Consider the following 17,561-nt stretch of genomic DNA (forward strand, 5'->3'; position numbering starts at 1 on the left):
CCCCGCCGCCCACTCCCCCGGCACCGCCGCCGACGGGGGCCGGGGCGTCTGAGCCGAGCTAGAGGCCGAGGGTCTCCCGGACCTCCGCCGCGACCAGGTCGGTGGCCGCGGCGCGGCCGGCCGGGGCGTCAGGGGCCGCGAGGGCTGCCGTGGCGATGGCCTCGCACTCGGCGAGGGTGTGCCGCCGCAGGGCGAAGCGGGCGGCCGCCAGGCTCCCGGGTGACATCGACAGGCTCGTGACGCCGAGGCCCGCGAGCACCAGGGCCATGACCGGGTCCCCGGCTGACTCCCCGCACACCCCGACCGGCTTGTCGGCCTGACGTCCACCGCGGGCCGTGGCGGCGACCAGGTCGAGCACGGCCGGCTGCCAGGGGTCGAGCAGGTCGGCGAGCTCACCCCGCAGCCGGTCCGTGGCCATCGTGTACTGGGCGAGGTCGTTGGTGCCCAGGGAGACGAAGTCCACCTCGGCGAGGATCTGCTCGGCCCGCAGGGCAGCGGCCGGGATCTCGACCATGACGCCCACCCGGGTGATCCCCGCGGCACGGGCACGCTCGGCCACCTCGCGGGCCTCGGCCGGGGTCGCGACCATCGGGGCCATGACCCACAGGCGGTCCCGCTCGGCCTCGGGCAGGCTGCGGGCCACCTGGCCGAGGGCGTCGAGCTGGGTGCCGACCACCTCGGGCAGGGTCCGTGCGAGGCGGTAGCCACGCACCCCCAGGGCCGGGTTCTCCTCGGTGCCCTGCTGGGCGAAGGCCAGGGGCTTGTCCGCCCCGGCGTCGAGGGTGCGGACGACGACCTTGCGGTCGCCCAGGGCCTCGAGCACGGCGCGGTAGGCCGTGACCTGCTCCTCGAGGGTCGGTGCCGTCTGCCGCCCGAGGAAGAGCACCTCGGTGCGGAACAGACCGACGCCCTGCGCGGGGGTGCTCCCGGCCCGCGCGGCGTCCTCGACGGTGCCGATGTTGGCGAGGAGCGCGACCTCGTGGCCGTCGGAGGTCGCCCCCGGAGCCTGGTCGGCGTCGAGGGCGGCCGACCGTTGGGCGCGCAGCCGGTAGGACTCCTGCAGCGCGGCGTCGGGCTCGGGGGTGATGGTCCCGGCAGCGGCGTCGACCGCGACGAGGGTGCCATCGGTCAGCTCCGTGACGCCCGCCGCCCGCACCACGCAGGGCAGGCCGAGCTGGCCCGCGATGATCGCGGTGTGTCCGGTCGGCCCACCCTCCTCGGTGAGGATCGCGGCGACGAGGTCGAGGTCCAGGGCTGCGGTGTCCGCGGGCGACAGGTCGACCGCGACGACGACGCTCGGCCGGTCCAGGGCGGGCAGCCCCGGGTCGGGGGCCCCGAGGAGCCGCGCGACGATGCGGTCGCGCACGCTGTGCAGGTCGGTGACCCGCTCGGCCAGGTATCCCCCGGCTGCCGCGAAGGTGGCGGCGAACCCGGCGACGGCCTCGGTCACGGCGGTCGCGGGCCCGGTGCCCTGCTCGATGCGACGACGAGCCTCGGCAGCGAGGGCGGGGTCTGCCGCGATGGCCGAGGTCGCCATCAGCACCTCAGCCAGCGCGCCGTCGGCCTGGGCGCTGCGCTCGGCGAGCTCGGCAGACAGGCCCGTGAGCAGGCTGGCGACCTGGGCGGCTGCCGCGTCGGCGTCCGCCGGGGCGGCCTCGTCCTGCGGGGCCCGGGGGGCGGGACGCAGCTGGGCCACGGGGGCCACCGCCACCCCACGCCCGACGCCGAGTCCGGTCAGGGCTGGGCTCGTCGTGAGGCTCATGAGTCCGCGTCGAGGTCCGTCTCGAGCAGGGCCACGAGCTCCTCGAGGGCGGCCTCGGCCTCGGTGGACTCCGAGGCGAGCACCACCTCCTCACCGTGGTCGAGGGCCATGCCCATGACCATGAGCACGCTCGACGCCGGGACGCCCTCACCGCCGGCACGGGCGATCGTGATCGGGAGTCCCGTGGCCGCGACGGCCTGGGTGAAGTGGGAGGCCGGTCGGGCGTGAAGACCCGAGCTGGACCTGATCGTGGCTCGTCGTTGCAGCACCGTTCTTGCTCCCCGTCGTCCGTGAGCGTCCGCACCCGTGTGGTGGGGACAAAAAAAGACCCAGGACGCGGCGCGGGCGGGCCCGACGACGACATCCCAGGTCTTGCCTGATCGAGATCAGTAACAACCCTCGGCAGTGATGTGCTTTATACGCCCCGGCCAGGAGCAGCGTCAAAAACGGAGCTGCGCCGCGGGCTCGTGGCCGGTGCGGACCACGCGCCGCCCGCCGTCGGCGTCGATCTCGACGGTGGAGATGCTGGCGTTGGCCAGGGGCGCCACGGCCGCGCCGTGGACCATCACCAGGTAGGCCATCAGGGTGACCCCGTGACCGACCACGAGCACGTGGTCACCCGCGCTGTGGGCAGCGGCGATCTCCTCGAAGGCGGCGCTCACGCGCGCCAGGTAGTCCGAGGACGACTCCCCGCCAGGCAGCCCCTCGAAGGTGCCCATGAGCACCCCGGTGAACATCTCGTGCGGGTCGATGCGCGCCCACAGCTCGACCTCGGGGGTGGCCTCGTAGTCACCGAAGCTGAACTCACGCAGCCCGTCGAGCGTGGTCAAGGAGGTGTCCGGGTGGTGCCGGAGCAGCTCCCGGGCCGTGGCCACCGTGCGTCCTGACGGGCTCGCGTAGGCCGCCGTGAAGGGGGTGGCGCTCAGGTGGTCGGCAGTGACCCGGACGCCGTCGAGCCCTTCCTCGGTGAGGGGCGAGTCGCACCAGCCCTGGAGCCGGCCCTCGGTGTTGTAGACCGTGCGTCCGTGACGCACCAGGTGCAGGGTCAGCGGCGTAGGGCTCAGGGCAGGGTCAGCAGGGGGCACGATCGCCGATGCTAGCCCCCGGTCATGGATCGGGGCGGAGCGCGCTGGCACCAGAGGGTGGACACGGGGTGAACGCGGCGCTATGTTCCCTTCCCGGACGGCATGCCGTCCCGCCGGTTCTGGGATTGTTACTGCACTCCAGGCAAAACCCAAGCTCTGGCCGAGTCCTCGCCCCCGCGAGCGACCAGGCCCACGAGCTTGGGTTTTTTTGTTGCCCGGACCAGCCCAGGCGGGTCGCTCAACGGACTGGTTCAAGGAGGAATCGTGAAGTACGACGCAACAGCGGCCGCCGTCCTGGACGGGGTGGGTGGCGAGTCCAACGTGAGCTCGGTGGTGCACTGCGCCACCCGCCTGCGCTTCAAGCTCGTCGACCGTGACAAGGCCGACAAGGCCGCCATCGAGGCCACCCCCGGCGTCATCACCGTGGTCGAGAGCGGCGGCCAGTTCCAGGTCGTCATCGGCAACGACGTGCCGACGGTCTACGCCGAGCTCGGCAAGATCTCCTCGCTGACCGGCGAGCGCGCCCAGACCGCCGACGCGGGCCCGAAGGGCAACATCCTCAACCGCGCGATCGACCTGATCTCCTCGATCTTCAGCCCGATCCTGTGGGCCCTGGCGGGCACCGGTCTGCTCAAGGCCCTGCTGGCCCTCGTGGTGACCGTGGGCTGGCTCGACGCCACCACGCAGAGCTACACGATCCTGTACGCGGCCTCGGACGCGCTCATCCACTTCCTGCCGATCCTGCTCGCGGTGACCTCGGCCAAGCGGTTCGGTGCCAACCAGTTCGTCTCCATGGCCATCGCCGGAGCCCTCGTCTACCCGGACATCATGGCCCTCAACACCGGCGACCCGGTGAGCTTCTTCGGCCTGCCGGTGGTGATGGTCAGCTACGTCTCCTCGGTGATCCCGATCATCGTGGCCGTGTGGGTGCAGAGCCACCTCGAGCGCTGGCTGCACCGGGTGCTGCCCAGCACCGTGCGCAACTTCCTCTCCCCCATGCTCGTGGTGCTCGTGCTGGTGCCGCTCACCCTGCTGACCATCGGCCCGGCCACCACCTACGCCGGCCAGGGCATCTCCAACGGCATCGAGTCGCTGTGGTCCCTGAGCCCCGCCGTGGGCGGTGCCCTCATGGGTGGCCTGTGGCAGGTCTTCGTGATCTTCGGCCTGCACTGGGCCTTCGTCCCGATCATCACCAACGACCTGGGCGTCCAGGGCTACTCGCTGCTGACGGGCCCGCTCTTCGCCGCGGTGCTCGCCCAGGCCGCTGCCGCCCTCGGTGTGTTCATCCGCACCCGCAACGCCGAGCTGCGCCAGATCGCCGGTCCGTCCACGGTCTCCGGGTTCCTCGCCGGTGTCACCGAGCCCGCCATCTACGGCGTGACCCTGCGCCTCAAGAAGCCCTTCGTCTACGGCGTGATCGCCGGTGCCGTCGGTGGTGGCATCGCCGCCGCGGGTGGCTCGGCCGCCGAGGGCTTCGTCCTGCCGGGCCTCATCACCATCACCTCGACGATCAACGTCGGCAGCTTCACGATGCAGCTGATCGGTACCGGGGTGGCCATCGCCCTGGCCCTCGTCCTGACCCTCACCCTCGGCTTCAAGGACCTGCCCGCCTCAGCCCCGGCAGCCGTCCCCGCCGAGGACGTCGCCACGAACGACACCCCGGCCGACGACGCCGCGACCGCCACGGGCAGTGCTGCTGCCGCGGGTGGTGGGACCGCGACGATGACCCGCACCGCGGTGGTCGAGGTGGGGGCCCCGCTCGAGGGTCGCGTGATCGCCCTGGCCGAGGTTCCTGACCAGGTGTTCTCCTCGGGGGCCCTGGGTGAGGGGGTCGGCCTGGTGCCGACCTCGGGCGAGATCCACGCCCCGGTCGCGGGCGAGCTGGTCAGCGTCATGCCGCACGCCTTCGGCATCCGCACGGCCGACGGCGTCGAGCTGCTGGTCCACGTCGGCATCGACACCGTCCAGCTCAAGGGCCAGCACTTCACCACGGCCGCCACGCAGGGCGCCACGGTCGCCCAGGGCGAGCTGCTCGGCACGGTCGACCTCGACGGGGTGCGGGACGCGGGCTACGACCCCACCACCGTCGTGCTGGTGACCAACACCAGCGAGGTGCCGAGCGTCGTCGTCACGGATCCCGGTGCGGTGCAGCTCGGGTCCACGGTGCTGACCGTGGTGCAGTGATCCCGCTGCCCTGACCCTGGGCTGGGGGCGCGCGTCGTCTCCGGCTCCTGATCCCCTCCTGGGCCTGTCGGCTCCCCCGGCCGGTGGGCCCAGGAGGATCATGGTCCCTGTCGTTCACGCGAGCTGCGAAGGAGGAGGCGCGTGCAGGTCAGCAAGGTCTTCAACAACAACGTCGTGCTCGGTGTGGACGAGCGAGGTGCGGAGCACGTGCTCATGGGCCGCGGGCTGGGTTTCCAGGCCCACGCCGGTGACGCGGTCGACACCGAGCGGGTCGAGCGCACCTTCGTGGCCACCGGCACGCAGACCGCCGAGCGCATCGCCGCCTTCGTCGAGGAGATCCCCCTCCCAGACATCGAGGTGACCGAGGAGATCGTCCGGGCGGGCCGCGAGGCGCTGGGCGACCACGTGACCGAGCACGTGCTGGTGCCGCTGGCCGATCACATCAGCTTCGCCCTGCGACGGGCCGAGGACGGCTCGCAGATCGAGTACCCCCTGCAGTGGGAGGTCCCCTACCTGTACCCGGCCGAGGTCGCGTTCAGCCGGGTGGCCCTGGGGATCATCGAGGAGCGACGGGGCGTGCGCCTGCCCGACCTCGAGGCCATCCCCCTGGCCCTGCACTTCGTCAACGCGCAGTTCGGGGCACCGGACATGAGCACGACCGTCCGCATGACCGAGGTGCTGACCGAGACCCTGGCGATCATCCGCGCCGAGTACGGCATCGAGATCGACGAGCAGTCCCTCGACGTCGCGCGGTTCGTCACGCACCTGCGCCACCTCTTCCTCCGCGAGCAGCAGGGCGGCCCGCCGAGCCCCGTCACCGGGGACGACCTGCACGACGCGGTCCGCGCCGCCCGCCCTCGCGCCTACGCCTGCGCGACCCGCATCGGCGCCCTGCTCACCGAGCGCTTCGGCTGGGACGTGACCGAGGACGAGCGCCTGTACCTCGCTCTGCACGTGTCCCGCCTCACCGCGGGCGGGGCCGCGGCGGGCTCAGGCTCGCCGAGCGACTACTCCACCGCGGGAGGCACCGCGTGAGCTCACTCGCCGAGCAGATCCTCCGGCTGGCGGGCGGGCCCGCCAACGTCCGCGACCTGACCCACTGCTACTCCCGCCTGCGCCTGACCCTGCACGAGGACGCCGCGGCCGACGAGACGGGCCTGCGCGAGCTGGCCGAGGTCGTCGTCGTCGTGCGGCAGGGCGGGCAGCTCCAGCTCGCCCTGCGGCGAGACCTGGTCGCGACCCACGACGAGATGGCGGCCCTGCTCACCTGAGCGCCCGTCCCGCCTGAGCCCACCCTCTCTGCCCCCTCTCCAGCCCGACCCACCCACAGCAGGACGCAGCACAGCGTCGGCCGCCCGGCCGTGCCGCTGCGATGCCCCCTGCCCAGATGAAGGAGCACCGCATGTCGATGTCGCCATGGCAGACCACCACCCCCACCGCAGGGACGACGGCGTCCGGCCCTGCCCCGTCACCGCGACGGGCGACCGGAGCGGCCCTCGGCGTCCTTGCGCTGACGGCCCTGGGCGCCTGCAGCGCGAGCGAGGAGCCCACCACCTCCCCCGAGGGGGACGCGACCGAGACCGTGGCCTGCGAGGCCCCGGCTCCGGGCCGCAGCACCCTGGACCTGGTGGTCGACGGCGTCGAGCGCACCGCTGAGGTCTACGTCCCCGAGGCGCACGACGGCGAGACGCTCGCCCCCGCGGTCCTGGCGCTGCACGGCTCCAACAACACCCCCGAGATGCTGCTGCAGATCAGCCTGCTCGAGGAGACCGCCGAGGCCGAGGGCTTCGTGCTCGTCGTACCGCAGGGCTCGGTGCCCGGTGGGGACGAGGGCACGTGGGCGTGGAACGTGCCCGGCGTGACCGACGCCCCGGCCGGCACCCCGGACGACGGTGCCTTCGTCGCCGAGCTGGTCGACACCGTGGCTGCTGACCTGTGCGTCGACACCCAGCAGGTCTACGCCACGGGGTACTCCGGGGGCGGGCGCATGATCTCGGCCGTCGCGTGCGAGGACCCCGGGCTGCTCGCCGCGATCGCCCCCGTGGTCGGGCTGCGGGCCGGGGTGCCGGTCGAGGCCGCCGACAGCGAGACCGGCCTCGAGCCGGACGCCGCCACGTGCGACCCGGCCAGCGGCACCCCGGTGATCGCCTTCACGGGCACCGAGGACCCGATCAACCCGGCCGAGGGCGGCGGCGCGCCCTACTGGGGGTACAGCGCGCAGCAGGCCACCGACCGGTGGGCCGAGATCAACGGCTGCGAGGCCGAGCCCACCACGGAGACCAGCGGAGCGATCACGACCGCGACGTACACGAGCTGCAGCGAGGGCAACGAGCTCGTCGAGCACGTGATGGAGGGGGTGGGTCACGTCTGGCCAGGCGGCGACCAAGGCCTGCACGCCGAGTACGTCTCCGTGCTCGGCACCCCCACGGACGAGATCTCCGCGAACGCGCTGATGTGGGAGTTCTTCACCGCTGACCGCTGACGCCGGGGACGACGCGCGCCCGGTGCGGCTCCGACGTAGGTTCGTCGGAGCCGCACCGTCACGACCCGAGGAGAACCATGAGCCTTCGCCTTGCCCACCTGCCCGGCCGCCTCGCCGCCGGGGCGCTGATCCTGGACTCCGGCCTGAACAAGCGCAACGCCGACGCGGAGACCGCCGCGGGGCTGCACGGCATGGCCGCGGGGACGTACCCCGAGGTCGCGGACATGGACCCGCAGGAGTTCGTCAAGAACCTGTCCCGCGCCGAGATCGCCCTCGGCACCGCGCTGCTGCTGCCCTTCGTCCCGACGAGCGTGGTGGCCGTGGCCCTGGGGGCGTTCTCCGGCGGGCTGCTGCGGATGTACCTCAAGACCCCGGGCCTGACCAAGGAGGGCTCGGTGCGCCCGACCTCCGACGGCCTGGCCATCGCCAAGGACGTGTGGCTCGCGGGCATCGCCGGCAGCCTGCTGCTCGACGTGCTGACACCGCGGCGGCGCAAGCACTGAGGGTGGTCGCGCAGGCCACAGCGTCGTCGGGGACCTCTGGCGGGCTCCCTCGCCGGAATACCGGCGACGCCGCGGCCGTTGTCGCGTAGAGTTGGACTGCTCGACCCCGCGGCTCCGGCTGCTGGAGCGAGTGCTTGACAACTGCACAGGGGGTGATCGGTTTCGACGATGGTTGTCGATCCAGGAGAAGCGAGTCGAGGATGCAAGGTTATCTCGTAAACGCTCCTTGCAAACCAATAGGTGCCGATTCCAAGCGCACCGACTTCGCACTCGCCGCCTGAGCGAGTCCTGAAGTCCGTCAGCCTGAGGTAGCTCTCGACTCAGTGTCTGGCGTCATCTAGAGAGCCACTGCTCGCAGCCTGCGTCACAGGGGCTGCGGGGACTTGCACTGTGACTGAGCCCGTCAGCACCTCGTCTGCGTGAGTGCTGGGGCCGAGAAAAGCACAGCAGACTGCACTCGGAGAAGCCCTGGTTCACTGCCGTCGGACGCGGGTTCGATTCCCGCCACCTCCACCCCTGTGATCTGCGCCCCGGCGCAGATCGTGTTCGCGAGAAGGTAGTCATCCGCTGACGCGGAGGGCTACCTTCTCGCGGTGCTCGACGACGTCGGCGTCCCGCCCGCTGCGCCCCTCGACCGGCCTACGGAGCGTCGTCGTCCTGCTCGTCATCCGCCCAGCTGGCGGTGAAGCGGGCATCCGCTGCCTGCGTCTCCTCGACCAGCGTGGCCAGCAGCTCCGCGGCGGTCGTCGACCGGAGCATGGCGAACTGGTCCAGCGAGCCGAGGGGGGCGATGCCGGCGACCTGCCAGATGCGATGGGAGGGGTCGGGCGACAGCTCGACGTCGGGCGCCCACGGCAGCTCGACGAACTCGCTCGCTCTGGTCAGGGTCGCGCGCACCAGACCCTCAGCCGAGGCGAGGGCGGGCACGGTCGCTGCGTCCACCGCGAGGGGCTCGAGCTCGCGCACCTCGGCCCGCGGGAACGGCTCGTCCTCCAGCCAGCGGACCACCTCGAAACGTGCGGCTCCGGTCGCGAGCAGCTCGAGCGTCCCCTCGCTGATCTCGACCCGCGCGATCCGGGCGACGGTGCCGACACCGAACCGGACGTCTCCCCCGCCGACCTCGGAGCCGCGCTCGATGAGCACCACGCCGAACTCGCGCTCGGGATCGCCGAGCACCGCGGAGAGCATCGCGACGTAGCGCGGCTCGAAGACCCGCAGCGGCAGCGGCATGCCGGGGAACAGCACGGAGCCCAGCGGGAACATCGGCAGCTCACGCGTCTCACCGGGCATGACAGCCATCGTGCCGTGACCAGATCAGCCCTGCGCGACGAAACGCTGGGCCGTGCGTGCCCAGCGGTCCCTCAGACCACACCCTCAGCGGCGAGCGCGTCGGTGAGCATGCCGACGAGGGCGTCGAGCTGCACGTCGGTCGATGAGGTCTCGTCCTCGCCGGCTCCGTCCAGCGCCCGGGCCGCCAGCCCCGACTTGCTGTCGATCAGCGTGGCGATCTTGGCGTCGATGGTCTGCGCGGCGATCACCCGCCAGGCGGTGACGGGCTCGGCCTGGCCGATCCGGTGGATGCGGTCGATGGCCTGGGTCTGCTCGGCGTAAGTCCAGGACAGCTCGGCGAGCACCAGGTTGGAGGCCACCTGCAGGTTGAGGCCCACGCCCGCGGCCGTCAGCGAGCACACGGCGATCGAGACCTCGGGGTCCTCCGTGAACGCGGCGATGTTCTTCTCGCGGACCTTGGGCGTCTGGTCGCCGCGGATCGAGGCGTAGCGGATGCCGCGGTCGGCGAAGGTCTGCTCGGCCTGGTCCATCACGTCGACGTGCTTGGCGAAGAACACCACCTTGCCGACGTTGCGGGCCAGCTGCGCGGCGTAGTCGGCGGCCAGCCCGGCCTTGGCCTGGCCGATGCGTCGGACCATCGTGAAGACGTTCTCGCCCTTGGCCTTCGAGCTCGAGTCCTTGAGCTCTGCAGCTGCCACCCGGCGGGCGAGCGCGTGGTCGATCCCGTCGACGACGACGTCGCTCGTGCGCGCCTCGAGGGCAGCCCGGTAGCGCTGCACCAGCCTCCGGGCGAGCACCTCCTCGGCTGCGCGGATCGAACGACCGACCGCACCGTCGAGCTCGACCGGCAGGTCCGCCACCCGGCGGGCCGGGATGTCGGCGACGACGTCGGCCTTGCGGCGCCGCACGATGCCCATGTCGATCACGCTGGACCGCGCGGCGGCGTAGAAGCCAGGGTCGGCCGGGGTGAGCCCGCTGTCCTCGAGGGCAGCCATCAGCGGGCCGAGGGGGGTCTTGTCGTCGATCCAGCCGAGGAGCTGCCAGATCGCCCGGAAGTCCTCGATGTCGTTGATCAGCGGGGTGCCGGTGAGCGCCATGAGGAGCGGCCGACCGGCACGGGCCCGGATCCGCTCGGCGAGCGCCAGCACGTGCTGGGAGCGCTGGGAGCGCTTGTTCTTGATGAAGTGGGCCTCGTCGACGACCATGCCGCGGAAGCCGAGGTCGGCGAGCCAGCCGACGTGCCGGTCGAGGAGCTCGTAGTTGACGATCACGACGTCCGCGAACCCGTCGATGTCGTCGCCGTCGCCGTGGACGACCGTGGCGCGGCGCTGCGGGGTCCACAGCCCGACCTCGTGCGCCCAGTTCGTCTTGACCACGTTCGGCACCACGACGAGCAGCGGGAAGGCGTCGGCCGCCTGGGCGGCGAGCAGGGCCTGGGCGGTCTTGCCGAGGCCGGGCTCGTCGGCGAGCAGGAAGGTGCGATGACCGCGGGCAGCGGCCGCGACGACCCGGGCCTGGTGCGGCATCAGCTCCCGGCCCAGGGCGGCGGGCACCGAGCTGGCCTCGGGCAGCGGCATGCAGGCAGGGGCGCCGGTGGCGGCGTGCTCGAAGGACCGGAACAGCGGCTCGAGGAGCTCCCACCCCGCCAGTCGGCGGGGCCGCGTCGCGGTGCGCTCGGCCGCGGCCTCGTGGTCCGGGGCGAGGAAAGGGTTCGCGAGCTGGCGGGAGATGACCGAGCGGGGGACCACCTGCTTCTCGGCGCCGGGCACCGGGGCGGCCTGCGGGGCCGGCTCGGTGGGCGCAGGCTCCTCGGGCGGCTCGAGACCCCCGGCACGCATCACGGTGGCCTTGTAGGCGCGAGCCGTGTCGGAGACCCGGGCGTCCTCGGCGAGGAGCTCGAGCAACGAGGTGTCCCGGGCGGCGGTCTTGGCCAGCATCGTCGCCACGCCGTCGAGCCGCTTGAGCTGCTTGGTGCGCTGGGCCTCGGTCTGACCCGCGTCGGCCTTGACGCGGGTGCGCTCCTCGCGCACCAGCAGGGCCACGACCTGGAACTTGGTCCGCACCGCCGGGCGCGTGGGAGGCCGCTGCACCGCGCTGTCGACCTCACCGGCCAGCTCGGCGAGCACCGGGAGGATCCCCTTCTCGGTGGGACGCGCAGAGCGGCGCCGCGAGCCGCCGGGCTGGGTGCGCGCGCGACCGGACCCACGCTGACCTGGTCGTGCCACATGTCCTCCTCGTCGATGTCCACGCCGCGACGGCGGTCGGACATGGCAGCGCGGCCACGGGGCCGGCCGGGCGGCGGAACCGCGCCTGCGCGGCAAGCGATCCGGACGGCGGCAGGTCCTGCCCCGTCGGCGTTCTCCTCAGAAGCGTCGGCCGCGGTCGATGGGAACATCATGACGCATCCACAGCCGGCTGACGTCACCGACGCCCAGCGTGCCGCCCCGGAACCGGTCCGCCACGCACCTCGCCGATAGGACGACCCGCTGATGCCCCCGCCCAGCACGACCCGTCCCGGGCACGAGCCAGGCGGTCCGTGGGCTCCCGCGCCGGGCATCCGCGACGTCGACCTCGGCCTGACCCACGGCGCGGACGTGGTGGTCTGCGACCGCGACGACGTCTCCGGTCTGCTCACGGCAGAGGTGCTGCGCGGCGCCGGGCACCGCGTGCACGTGCGTGACCTGGCCGACGTGCTGGCCGACCCCGCCGCGGCCCCGATCCTGCTGCTGGGCGACCCGACCGCCGCCGGGCCGGCCGAGGAGACCCTGGCCGGCGTGCGCCGCCACGCCCAGGGCACGCACCCCACGATCATGGTCATCACCCCGACGGCGGACCCCGCGGTGGGCGCCGAGCTCCTGGACGCCGGCGCCGACCACGTCCTGCCGCGGCCGTGGAGCCCGCGCCTGCTCCGCGCCGTCGTCGCTGCACAGCTCCGCCGCCACCACCTCACGTGCGGCGCGACCGCAGGGCTGGGGGCTGTCACGTGCTGACCGTGACCCTGGTCGTGCTGGGCTGCCTGGCCGCCGTCCTCGTCGCCCTGGTCGTGCTCACCACCGCGGGCCGGGCCCTGCGCGAGCGTGCGTCACGCCGGGTCGCCGACCGGCGGACCCATCTGCGTTCCCAGACCGTGGTCGCCCTGGGCCTGCGCCGAGGAGACGCCGGTGCTGCCACGGACGCCCTGCGTGCCACGGCTCGCGGACGCCACCGCCAGGAGGTGCTCGACATCGTCACCTCCGTCGCCACCACCTTGGGGGCGGAGCACCGCGAGAGAGTCACGGTCCTGTCGACAGCCCTGGACCTGATCGACCACCTCCTGACCGGTCTGCACCACGCCGAGCCGGCCCGACGGGTCGCAGCCGTCGAGATCATCGGCCTGCTGGGTGGGGCGGACCACACCCCGTCGCTGCACCAGGCGATGCGTGACACGGACCACCGGGTGCGGATCGCGGCCGCCCGCGCCTACCTGGCGACGGCCCCGGACACCGCGCCCAGCGCGATCGTCCGGATGCTGACCCACGAGGAGCCGCACGTGGCCGGTGAGCTCGCCGAGCTGCTCCGCACGCACCCCAGCCCCCAGGTCGGTCAGGCGGTGACCCAGGCGTGGGCCCGGGGCGCGCGGTCACCGCTGCTGGTCTCGCTGGTCACCCACACCGTCAACCCCTCCACCGCCCTGGGCCTGCTCGTGGATGCGACCCGCTCCCCCGACGCCGCCCTGCGTCGTGCCGGGGTGAGCGCCCTCGCCGGGATCCCCACCGAGCTGACCCTGACCGCTCTGGCAGACCGGACGGGCGACCCCGACCAGGGTGTGCGGGCCCTGGCCGCGACGGCCCTGGGCGTCATGGCTGGGCCCACCACCATCCCTCTGCTGATCGCTGCCCTGGACGACCCGGCCTGGGCCGTGCGTCACCGGGCCGCGGCCGCCCTGGCCTCCGTCCCCGACGGAGCCGTCGTCCTCACCAGCCTGCTGGGTCAGGCGACGCCGTTCGTGACCACGGCCATCACCACCGCCCTTCAGGAGCACGTGGTCACCGGTGGGCTGCTCAGCGCCCTGGTCGACCCGGTCCACGCCGAGCGGGCCCGCCGAGCGGTCCGTGTGCTGGCCGCCCGCCCGGAGATGATCACGGTCCTGCACGCGGCAGCAGCCCGGCATCCGGACGCCGCGGTGCGCGCCGCCCTGGGCGGCCTGGTGGCCACCGTCCCCACGCCCAGGGGTCCGCAGGTCGCCGACATGGTCGGTGCGCGGTGATGCCGTGGGCCGGGTGGGTCCAGCCCCCGACGTGGGTCTACGAGGCGATCAGCACCTGGTTCGTCATCGGCGCGGTCTACACCATCGCGTTGCAGCTGACGATGGCGGCCCTCGCGGTGGGGGCGAACCTGCACCTGCGCGACCATCGCGGCACGCTGCGTCCCGGTCAGCTGCACCACCTCACCGCGACGAACCGCCCCCCAGGGGTCTCGATCGTGGTGCCGGCCCACAACGAGGGTCCGGTCATCGTGCCGACCGTCCGTGCGCTGCTGGCCTCGGACTACCGCGACCTGGAGATCGTCGTGGTGGACGACGGGTCCACCGACGACACCCTGGCCCACCTCGTCGAGGCGTTTCACCTGGCGCCCGTCGCTCCCCCACCGCCGGGACTCGCCGGGCTGACCACCGCCACGGTCCGTGGGCACTACCTGCCGCTGGGTGACGTGCGTCTGCGGGTCATCAGCAAGGACGCCGGGGGCTGCAAGGCCGATGCCGTCAACGCCGGCATCAACGCCGCGACCCGCCCGCTGCTGCTGGTGGTGGACGGCGACGGACTCCTCGACCGCCGGGCGATCAGCCTGGCCGTCGCCGCGTTCACCGAGGGCGGCCGGGACGTGGTGGCTGCCGGCGGCACGATCCTTCCCATCAACGACTGCGCGGTCGAAGGCACCACCGTCACCGACGCCAGGGTTCCGCGCAGCTTCCTCGCCGCGTGCCAGCTGCTCGAGTACCTGCGCGCCTTCGTCATCGGCCGCACGGGACTGGCCCGCGCCGGGGCCGTCACGCTGGTCTCCGGGGCCTTCGGGCTGTTCCGCACCGGGACCGTCCGGGCCGTGGGCGGCTACACCGTCGGCCACCTGGGTGAGGACCTCGACATCACCCTGCGCCTGCTGCGCCACCACCGGCTCGCCCACCCGGGCTCGAGCCCACGGGTGGTGCAGGTCCCCGAAGCGATCCTGTGGACCGAGGTGCCCGCGACGTGGGCGGTGCTGGCACGGCAGCGGGTGCGCTGGCACCGGGGCCTCGTCCAGGCGCTGCAGGAGCACGCCGACCTGGTCGGGCGGCCCCGGTGGGGTGCCATCGGCATGGTCGGGATGCCCCAGCTGGTGCTCTTCGAGCTCTTCGCCCCGCTGATCCAGGGAGCTGGGATGCTCACGATGATCCTGGTGGTCGCCCTGGGGGTGTTCGACCCGGTCCTGGGCGCTGCGCTGGTCGCCGCCGTCATGACCGCGGGCCTGGTCGCGACCGTCACGGCGATCTGGTCCGAGGAACGCAACCTGCGCCAGTACCTCTCGACCCGGGACCTGCTGCGTCTGCTGGTCGTCGCGGTCGCCGAGCAGGTGGTCTACCTGCCGGTCACCGTCCTGTGGCGCCTGAAGGCCACGTTCATGCGGGGACCGTCGGTGTGGGGCGAGATGACCCGCTCCGGGTTCGGGCCGGCCGCGGCACCGGTCACGGCACCCGCCCCAGCGGCACCGTGACCCTGCTCCGCCGCTCGCACCTGCCTAGGGCGGCGACGCGCCCCTCAGCTCCTCCTGCTCGACGAGGGCCTCGCGGTCGCGCAGTCGCCCCAGACCGGCGAGGGGTTGGGCCATCCGCCGGTTCGGGGCCAGCCGCTCCCGGTTGCGGTCCAGGAACCACCAGTAGCCCGCGCTGAAGGGGCAGGCGTCCTCCCCGACGCGGACGTCAGGCCGGTAGCGGCACCCGCCGCAGTAGTCCGACATGCGCTTGATGTACGCCCCGCCCGAGGCGTAGGGCTTGGTGGCCATGAAGCCGCCGTCGGCGTGCTGGCTCATGCCGACGACGTTGGGCTGCATGACCCACTCGTAGCCGTCGACGAAGCACTCGTGGAACCAGTCGGTGAGCTCGGCGGGGTCGTAGCCCCGCTGCAGCGCCCAGTTTCCGAGCACCATCAGACGCGGGATGTGATGCACCCACGCGGTGTCCCGCACCTGCCCGAGCACCTCGCGGAGGCAACGGGCCTCGACGGCGTCGGCGTCGAGCTCGCGGAACCACGTGGGCAGCGGGGCGCGGGCCGCGAGGGCGTTGGACTGCTTGTAGGTCGGGCCGGTGTGCCAGTAGACGTGCCACACGTAGTCCCGCCAGCCCATGACCTGGCGCACGTACCCCTCCACGCTGGCGAGGGGCGCGTGGCCGGACCGGTAGGCGTCCTCCGCGCGCTCGACGACCTCACGCGGGTCGAGCAGGCCGAGGTTCATCGCTGCCGAGAGCATCGAGTGGGACATCCACGGGTCCGCAGCGAGCATGGCGTCCTCGTGGCGACCGAAGGTCGGCAGCCGGTGGTCGACGAACCGGTCGAGGGCCGCCACGGCCTCGTCGCGGGTGACGGCGAAGCGGCGAGGCCCGTCCCTCCCGACGAAGGTGACGTCGCCGTCGGCCTCCCAGCGATCGAGGTCTTGGCGGACCTCGGCGTCGATCTCGTCCTCCTGCGGCAGCCACGGCTCGGGGACGTCGAGGGTGGGGGTGCGCGGCGGGGGCTCGCGGTTCTCGTGGTCGAAGTTCCACCGCCCACCCGCAGGGTCGTCGCCGTCCATCAGCACGCCGTGGACGCGTCGCGCGGTCCGGTAGAAGTTCTCCATGAGCAGCCCGCCTCGCTGCGCCGTCGCCCAGCGCTCGAAGTCCGGCCGCGCGGTGACGAAGCCGCGGTGCGGCAGCACCTCGAGCCCGGGCCGGCGCTCGACGAGGCCGAGGGCAGCGCGTGAGGTCGGGGCGCAGACGTCAAGAGGCTCACCGACCTGGGCGAGCGCCTCGCCGTAGGTGTCCGCACGCAGGAGGACGGCCTGGTCTCCCAGCTCGGCCGCGCGGTGACGCAGGGCGGAGAGCACCAGGTGCGCCTTCTGCCGGTGGAACCGCCGTCGACGGAAGACCGCACGGGACTCCACGAGCAGCACGGGCTGGTCCGGGTGGTCGAGGAAGTGCGGCCCGAGCTGGTCGGCGAAGAGCCACCGGCGGCGCAGGTCGGTCGGCGAGGACGTCACGCGACCATCCTCGGTGGTCGGCGACGGCGGCGCGCGACCTGGGCCGCCGCCGCCGGGCGGGTTTGTAGCATCGACCCGTGCCTCCCCGCTCACCGCTCCCGGCACGCCACGGCCTCGCCGCTGCGCGGCTGTGCACCCCGCCCCGCGATCGCGAGCGCCCGGACCCGTGGCCGACGATGGGCGCGTGGCTGGCGCACCGGCTCCCGCAGCACGTCGACGTTCCTGGGATGCTCGCCCAGGGGCGCTTCGTCGACGAGGACGGGCGCGCGGTCCTCGAGGAGGATCCGTACGCGCCGCAACGGTTCGTGTGGTTCCACCGTGACCTGCGCGAGGAGCCGGAGGTGCCGGGTCGCATCCACGTGGTGCACCGGGACGAGCGCCTCGTCGTCGTGGACAAGCCCCCGTTCCTCGCGACGATCCCGCGGGGCGAGCACGTGCGGCAGAGCGTCGTCGTCCGGCTGCGCGCGGAGCTGGACCTGCCCGAGCTCTCGCCGCTGCACCGCCTGGACCGGATCACCTCCGGTCTGCTGATGCTCGCGACCGAGGCGCGGTGGCGGGGTCCGTACCAGACGGCCTTCGAGCGACGCGCCGTCGACAAGACCTACCGGGCGCTCGCTCCGCTGCGGGCCGATCTGGAGCTGCCGATGGTCGTGCGGAACCACATCCGCAAGGAGCGCGGGAGCTGGTGCGCCGAGGTGGTGCCGGACGAGCCCGTCAACGCCGAGACCCTCGTCGAGCTCGAGAGCGAGGTGGACGGCCTCGGGGTCTACCGCCTGACCCCCCGCACGGGCCGCACCCACCAGCTGCGCCTGCACCTGCACGGGCTCGGCATCCCGATCGTCGACGACCCGCTGTACCCGGCGGTGCGGGACGTCCCGGTCGACGACTTCCGCCACCCCCTGCAGCTCCTCGCGGCTGAGGTCGCCTTCACCGACCCGGTCGACGGGCAGCCCAGGCGGTTCCGCAGCGGGCGGTCGTTGCCGCTGGTCGCCCAGGACTGACGTGGCCGC

Annotated in this window: 15 protein-coding genes and 1 other RNA gene; 10 read left to right on the forward strand and 6 right to left on the reverse strand. The window is 73.0% G+C overall.

Translation table 11 applies throughout. The annotated features are described in order from the left end of the window. Window positions 1-58 precede the first annotated feature (58 nt). The 3 genes from ptsP to J4G33_RS08010 all read right to left on the reverse strand — a co-directional run bounded on the left by ptsP (window position 59) and on the right by J4G33_RS08010 (window position 2,847). On the reverse strand, window positions 59-1,762 hold the full coding sequence (gene ptsP / locus J4G33_RS08000) for a phosphoenolpyruvate--protein phosphotransferase (RefSeq protein WP_208055411.1): 1,704 nt from the start codon (window positions 1,760-1,762) through the stop codon (window positions 59-61). Continuing rightward, window positions 1,759-2,031: an HPr family phosphocarrier protein gene (locus J4G33_RS08005; RefSeq protein WP_208055412.1), complete on the reverse strand. Its 273-nt coding sequence runs from the start codon at window positions 2,029-2,031 to the stop codon at window positions 1,759-1,761. Before J4G33_RS08005 ends, ptsP begins: the two co-directional genes overlap by 4 nt. 171 nt (window positions 2,032-2,202) lie before the next feature. Further along, window positions 2,203-2,847 carry a histidine phosphatase family protein gene (locus J4G33_RS08010; RefSeq protein ID WP_208055413.1) on the reverse strand — a complete coding sequence of 215 codons (645 nt, stop codon included), beginning with the start codon at window positions 2,845-2,847 and terminating at the stop codon, window positions 2,203-2,205. A gap of 264 nt (window positions 2,848-3,111) precedes the next feature. On the opposite strand from J4G33_RS08010, the gene J4G33_RS08015 reads away from it, so the two are divergent. The 6 genes from J4G33_RS08015 (at window position 3,112) to ssrA (ending at window position 8,532) form a co-directional block, all read left to right on the forward strand. Beyond that, window positions 3,112-5,031: a beta-glucoside-specific PTS transporter subunit IIABC gene (locus tag J4G33_RS08015; RefSeq protein ID WP_208055414.1), complete on the forward strand. Its 1,920-nt coding sequence runs from the start codon at window positions 3,112-3,114 to the stop codon at window positions 5,029-5,031. Window positions 5,032-5,172: 141 nt separating this feature from the next. Beyond that, the gene (locus J4G33_RS08020) at window positions 5,173-6,066 is read left to right on the forward strand and encodes a PRD domain-containing protein (protein ID WP_208055415.1); all 894 of its coding nucleotides are present in this window, start codon (window positions 5,173-5,175) and stop codon (window positions 6,064-6,066) included. Next, window positions 6,063-6,302, forward strand: coding sequence for a PTS transporter subunit EIIB (locus J4G33_RS17435; RefSeq protein WP_208055416.1), 240 nt, complete (start codon window positions 6,063-6,065; stop codon window positions 6,300-6,302). The genes J4G33_RS08020 and J4G33_RS17435 overlap by 4 nt, the downstream gene beginning before the upstream one ends. A 131-nt stretch (window positions 6,303-6,433) precedes the next feature. Then, window positions 6,434-7,513, forward strand: coding sequence for an extracellular catalytic domain type 1 short-chain-length polyhydroxyalkanoate depolymerase (locus J4G33_RS08030; protein WP_208055417.1), 1,080 nt, complete (start codon window positions 6,434-6,436; stop codon window positions 7,511-7,513). A 77-nt stretch (window positions 7,514-7,590) separates the two neighbouring features. Next, the gene (locus J4G33_RS08035; protein ID WP_208055418.1) at window positions 7,591-8,016 is read left to right on the forward strand and encodes a hypothetical protein; all 426 of its coding nucleotides are present in this window, start codon (window positions 7,591-7,593) and stop codon (window positions 8,014-8,016) included. 148 nt (window positions 8,017-8,164) lie between these two features. Continuing rightward, window positions 8,165-8,532: a transfer-messenger RNA gene (gene ssrA, locus J4G33_RS08040) on the forward strand. Window positions 8,533-8,655: 123 nt separating this feature from the next. Here the strand turns inward: ssrA and J4G33_RS08045 are convergent. Further along, window positions 8,656-9,306 (reverse strand): LON peptidase substrate-binding domain-containing protein, encoded by a 651-nt coding sequence (locus tag J4G33_RS08045; RefSeq protein ID WP_243758776.1) that lies wholly within the window; start codon window positions 9,304-9,306, stop codon window positions 8,656-8,658. Between the two features lie 71 nt (window positions 9,307-9,377). Beyond that, a complete protein-coding gene (locus J4G33_RS08050; protein WP_208055419.1) occupies window positions 9,378-11,531 on the reverse strand; it encodes a DEAD/DEAH box helicase in 2,154 nt (717 codons plus the stop codon). Window positions 11,532-11,795: 264 nt separating this feature from the next. On the opposite strand from J4G33_RS08050, the gene J4G33_RS08055 reads away from it, so the two are divergent. Genes J4G33_RS08055 through J4G33_RS08065 form a run of 3 tightly spaced genes read left to right on the forward strand, consistent with a single transcriptional unit; the run spans window position 11,796 to window position 15,033 of the window. Next, window positions 11,796-12,296 carry a response regulator gene (locus tag J4G33_RS08055; RefSeq protein ID WP_208055420.1) on the forward strand — a complete coding sequence of 167 codons (501 nt, stop codon included), beginning with the start codon at window positions 11,796-11,798 and terminating at the stop codon, window positions 12,294-12,296. Next, on the forward strand, window positions 12,290-13,552 hold the full coding sequence (locus tag J4G33_RS08060) for a HEAT repeat domain-containing protein (RefSeq protein ID WP_208055421.1): 1,263 nt from the start codon (window positions 12,290-12,292) through the stop codon (window positions 13,550-13,552). The genes J4G33_RS08055 and J4G33_RS08060 overlap by 7 nt, the downstream gene beginning before the upstream one ends. Then, window positions 13,552-15,033, forward strand: coding sequence for a glycosyltransferase family 2 protein (locus J4G33_RS08065; protein ID WP_208055422.1), 1,482 nt, complete (start codon window positions 13,552-13,554; stop codon window positions 15,031-15,033). The genes J4G33_RS08060 and J4G33_RS08065 overlap by 1 nt, the downstream gene beginning before the upstream one ends. A 24-nt stretch (window positions 15,034-15,057) precedes the next feature. Here J4G33_RS08065 and J4G33_RS08070 read toward each other — a convergent pair whose 3' ends face one another. Beyond that, window positions 15,058-16,551: a cryptochrome/photolyase family protein gene (locus J4G33_RS08070; protein WP_307793805.1), complete on the reverse strand. Its 1,494-nt coding sequence runs from the start codon at window positions 16,549-16,551 to the stop codon at window positions 15,058-15,060. 77 nt (window positions 16,552-16,628) lie between these two features. On the opposite strand from J4G33_RS08070, the gene J4G33_RS08075 reads away from it, so the two are divergent. Beyond that, window positions 16,629-17,552: a pseudouridine synthase gene (locus tag J4G33_RS08075; protein WP_208055423.1), complete on the forward strand. Its 924-nt coding sequence runs from the start codon at window positions 16,629-16,631 to the stop codon at window positions 17,550-17,552. The last annotated feature ends 9 nt before the right edge of the window (window positions 17,553-17,561 follow it).

Source organism: Actinotalea soli, assembly GCF_017565425.1.
Taxonomy (GTDB): domain Bacteria; phylum Actinomycetota; class Actinomycetes; order Actinomycetales; family Cellulomonadaceae; genus Actinotalea; species Actinotalea soli.

Excerpts from the sequence above, each read along its gene's own strand:
- J4G33_RS08055 (WP_208055420.1), top strand. The coding sequence starts at position 11,796 with ATGCCCCCGCCCAGCACGACCCGTCCCGGGCACGAGCCAGGCGGTCCG.
- J4G33_RS08035 (WP_208055418.1), top strand. The coding sequence starts at position 7,591 with ATGAGCCTTCGCCTTGCCCACCTGCCCGGCCGCCTCGCCGCCGGGGCG.
- J4G33_RS08065 (WP_208055422.1), top strand. The coding sequence starts at position 13,552 with ATGCCGTGGGCCGGGTGGGTCCAGCCCCCGACGTGGGTCTACGAGGCG.
- ptsP (WP_208055411.1), bottom strand. The coding sequence starts at position 1,762 with ATGAGCCTCACGACGAGCCCAGCCCTGACCGGACTCGGCGTCGGGCGT.
- J4G33_RS08045 (WP_243758776.1), bottom strand. The coding sequence starts at position 9,306 with ATGCCCGGTGAGACGCGTGAGCTGCCGATGTTCCCGCTGGGCTCCGTG.
- J4G33_RS08030 (WP_208055417.1), top strand. The coding sequence starts at position 6,434 with ATGTCGATGTCGCCATGGCAGACCACCACCCCCACCGCAGGGACGACG.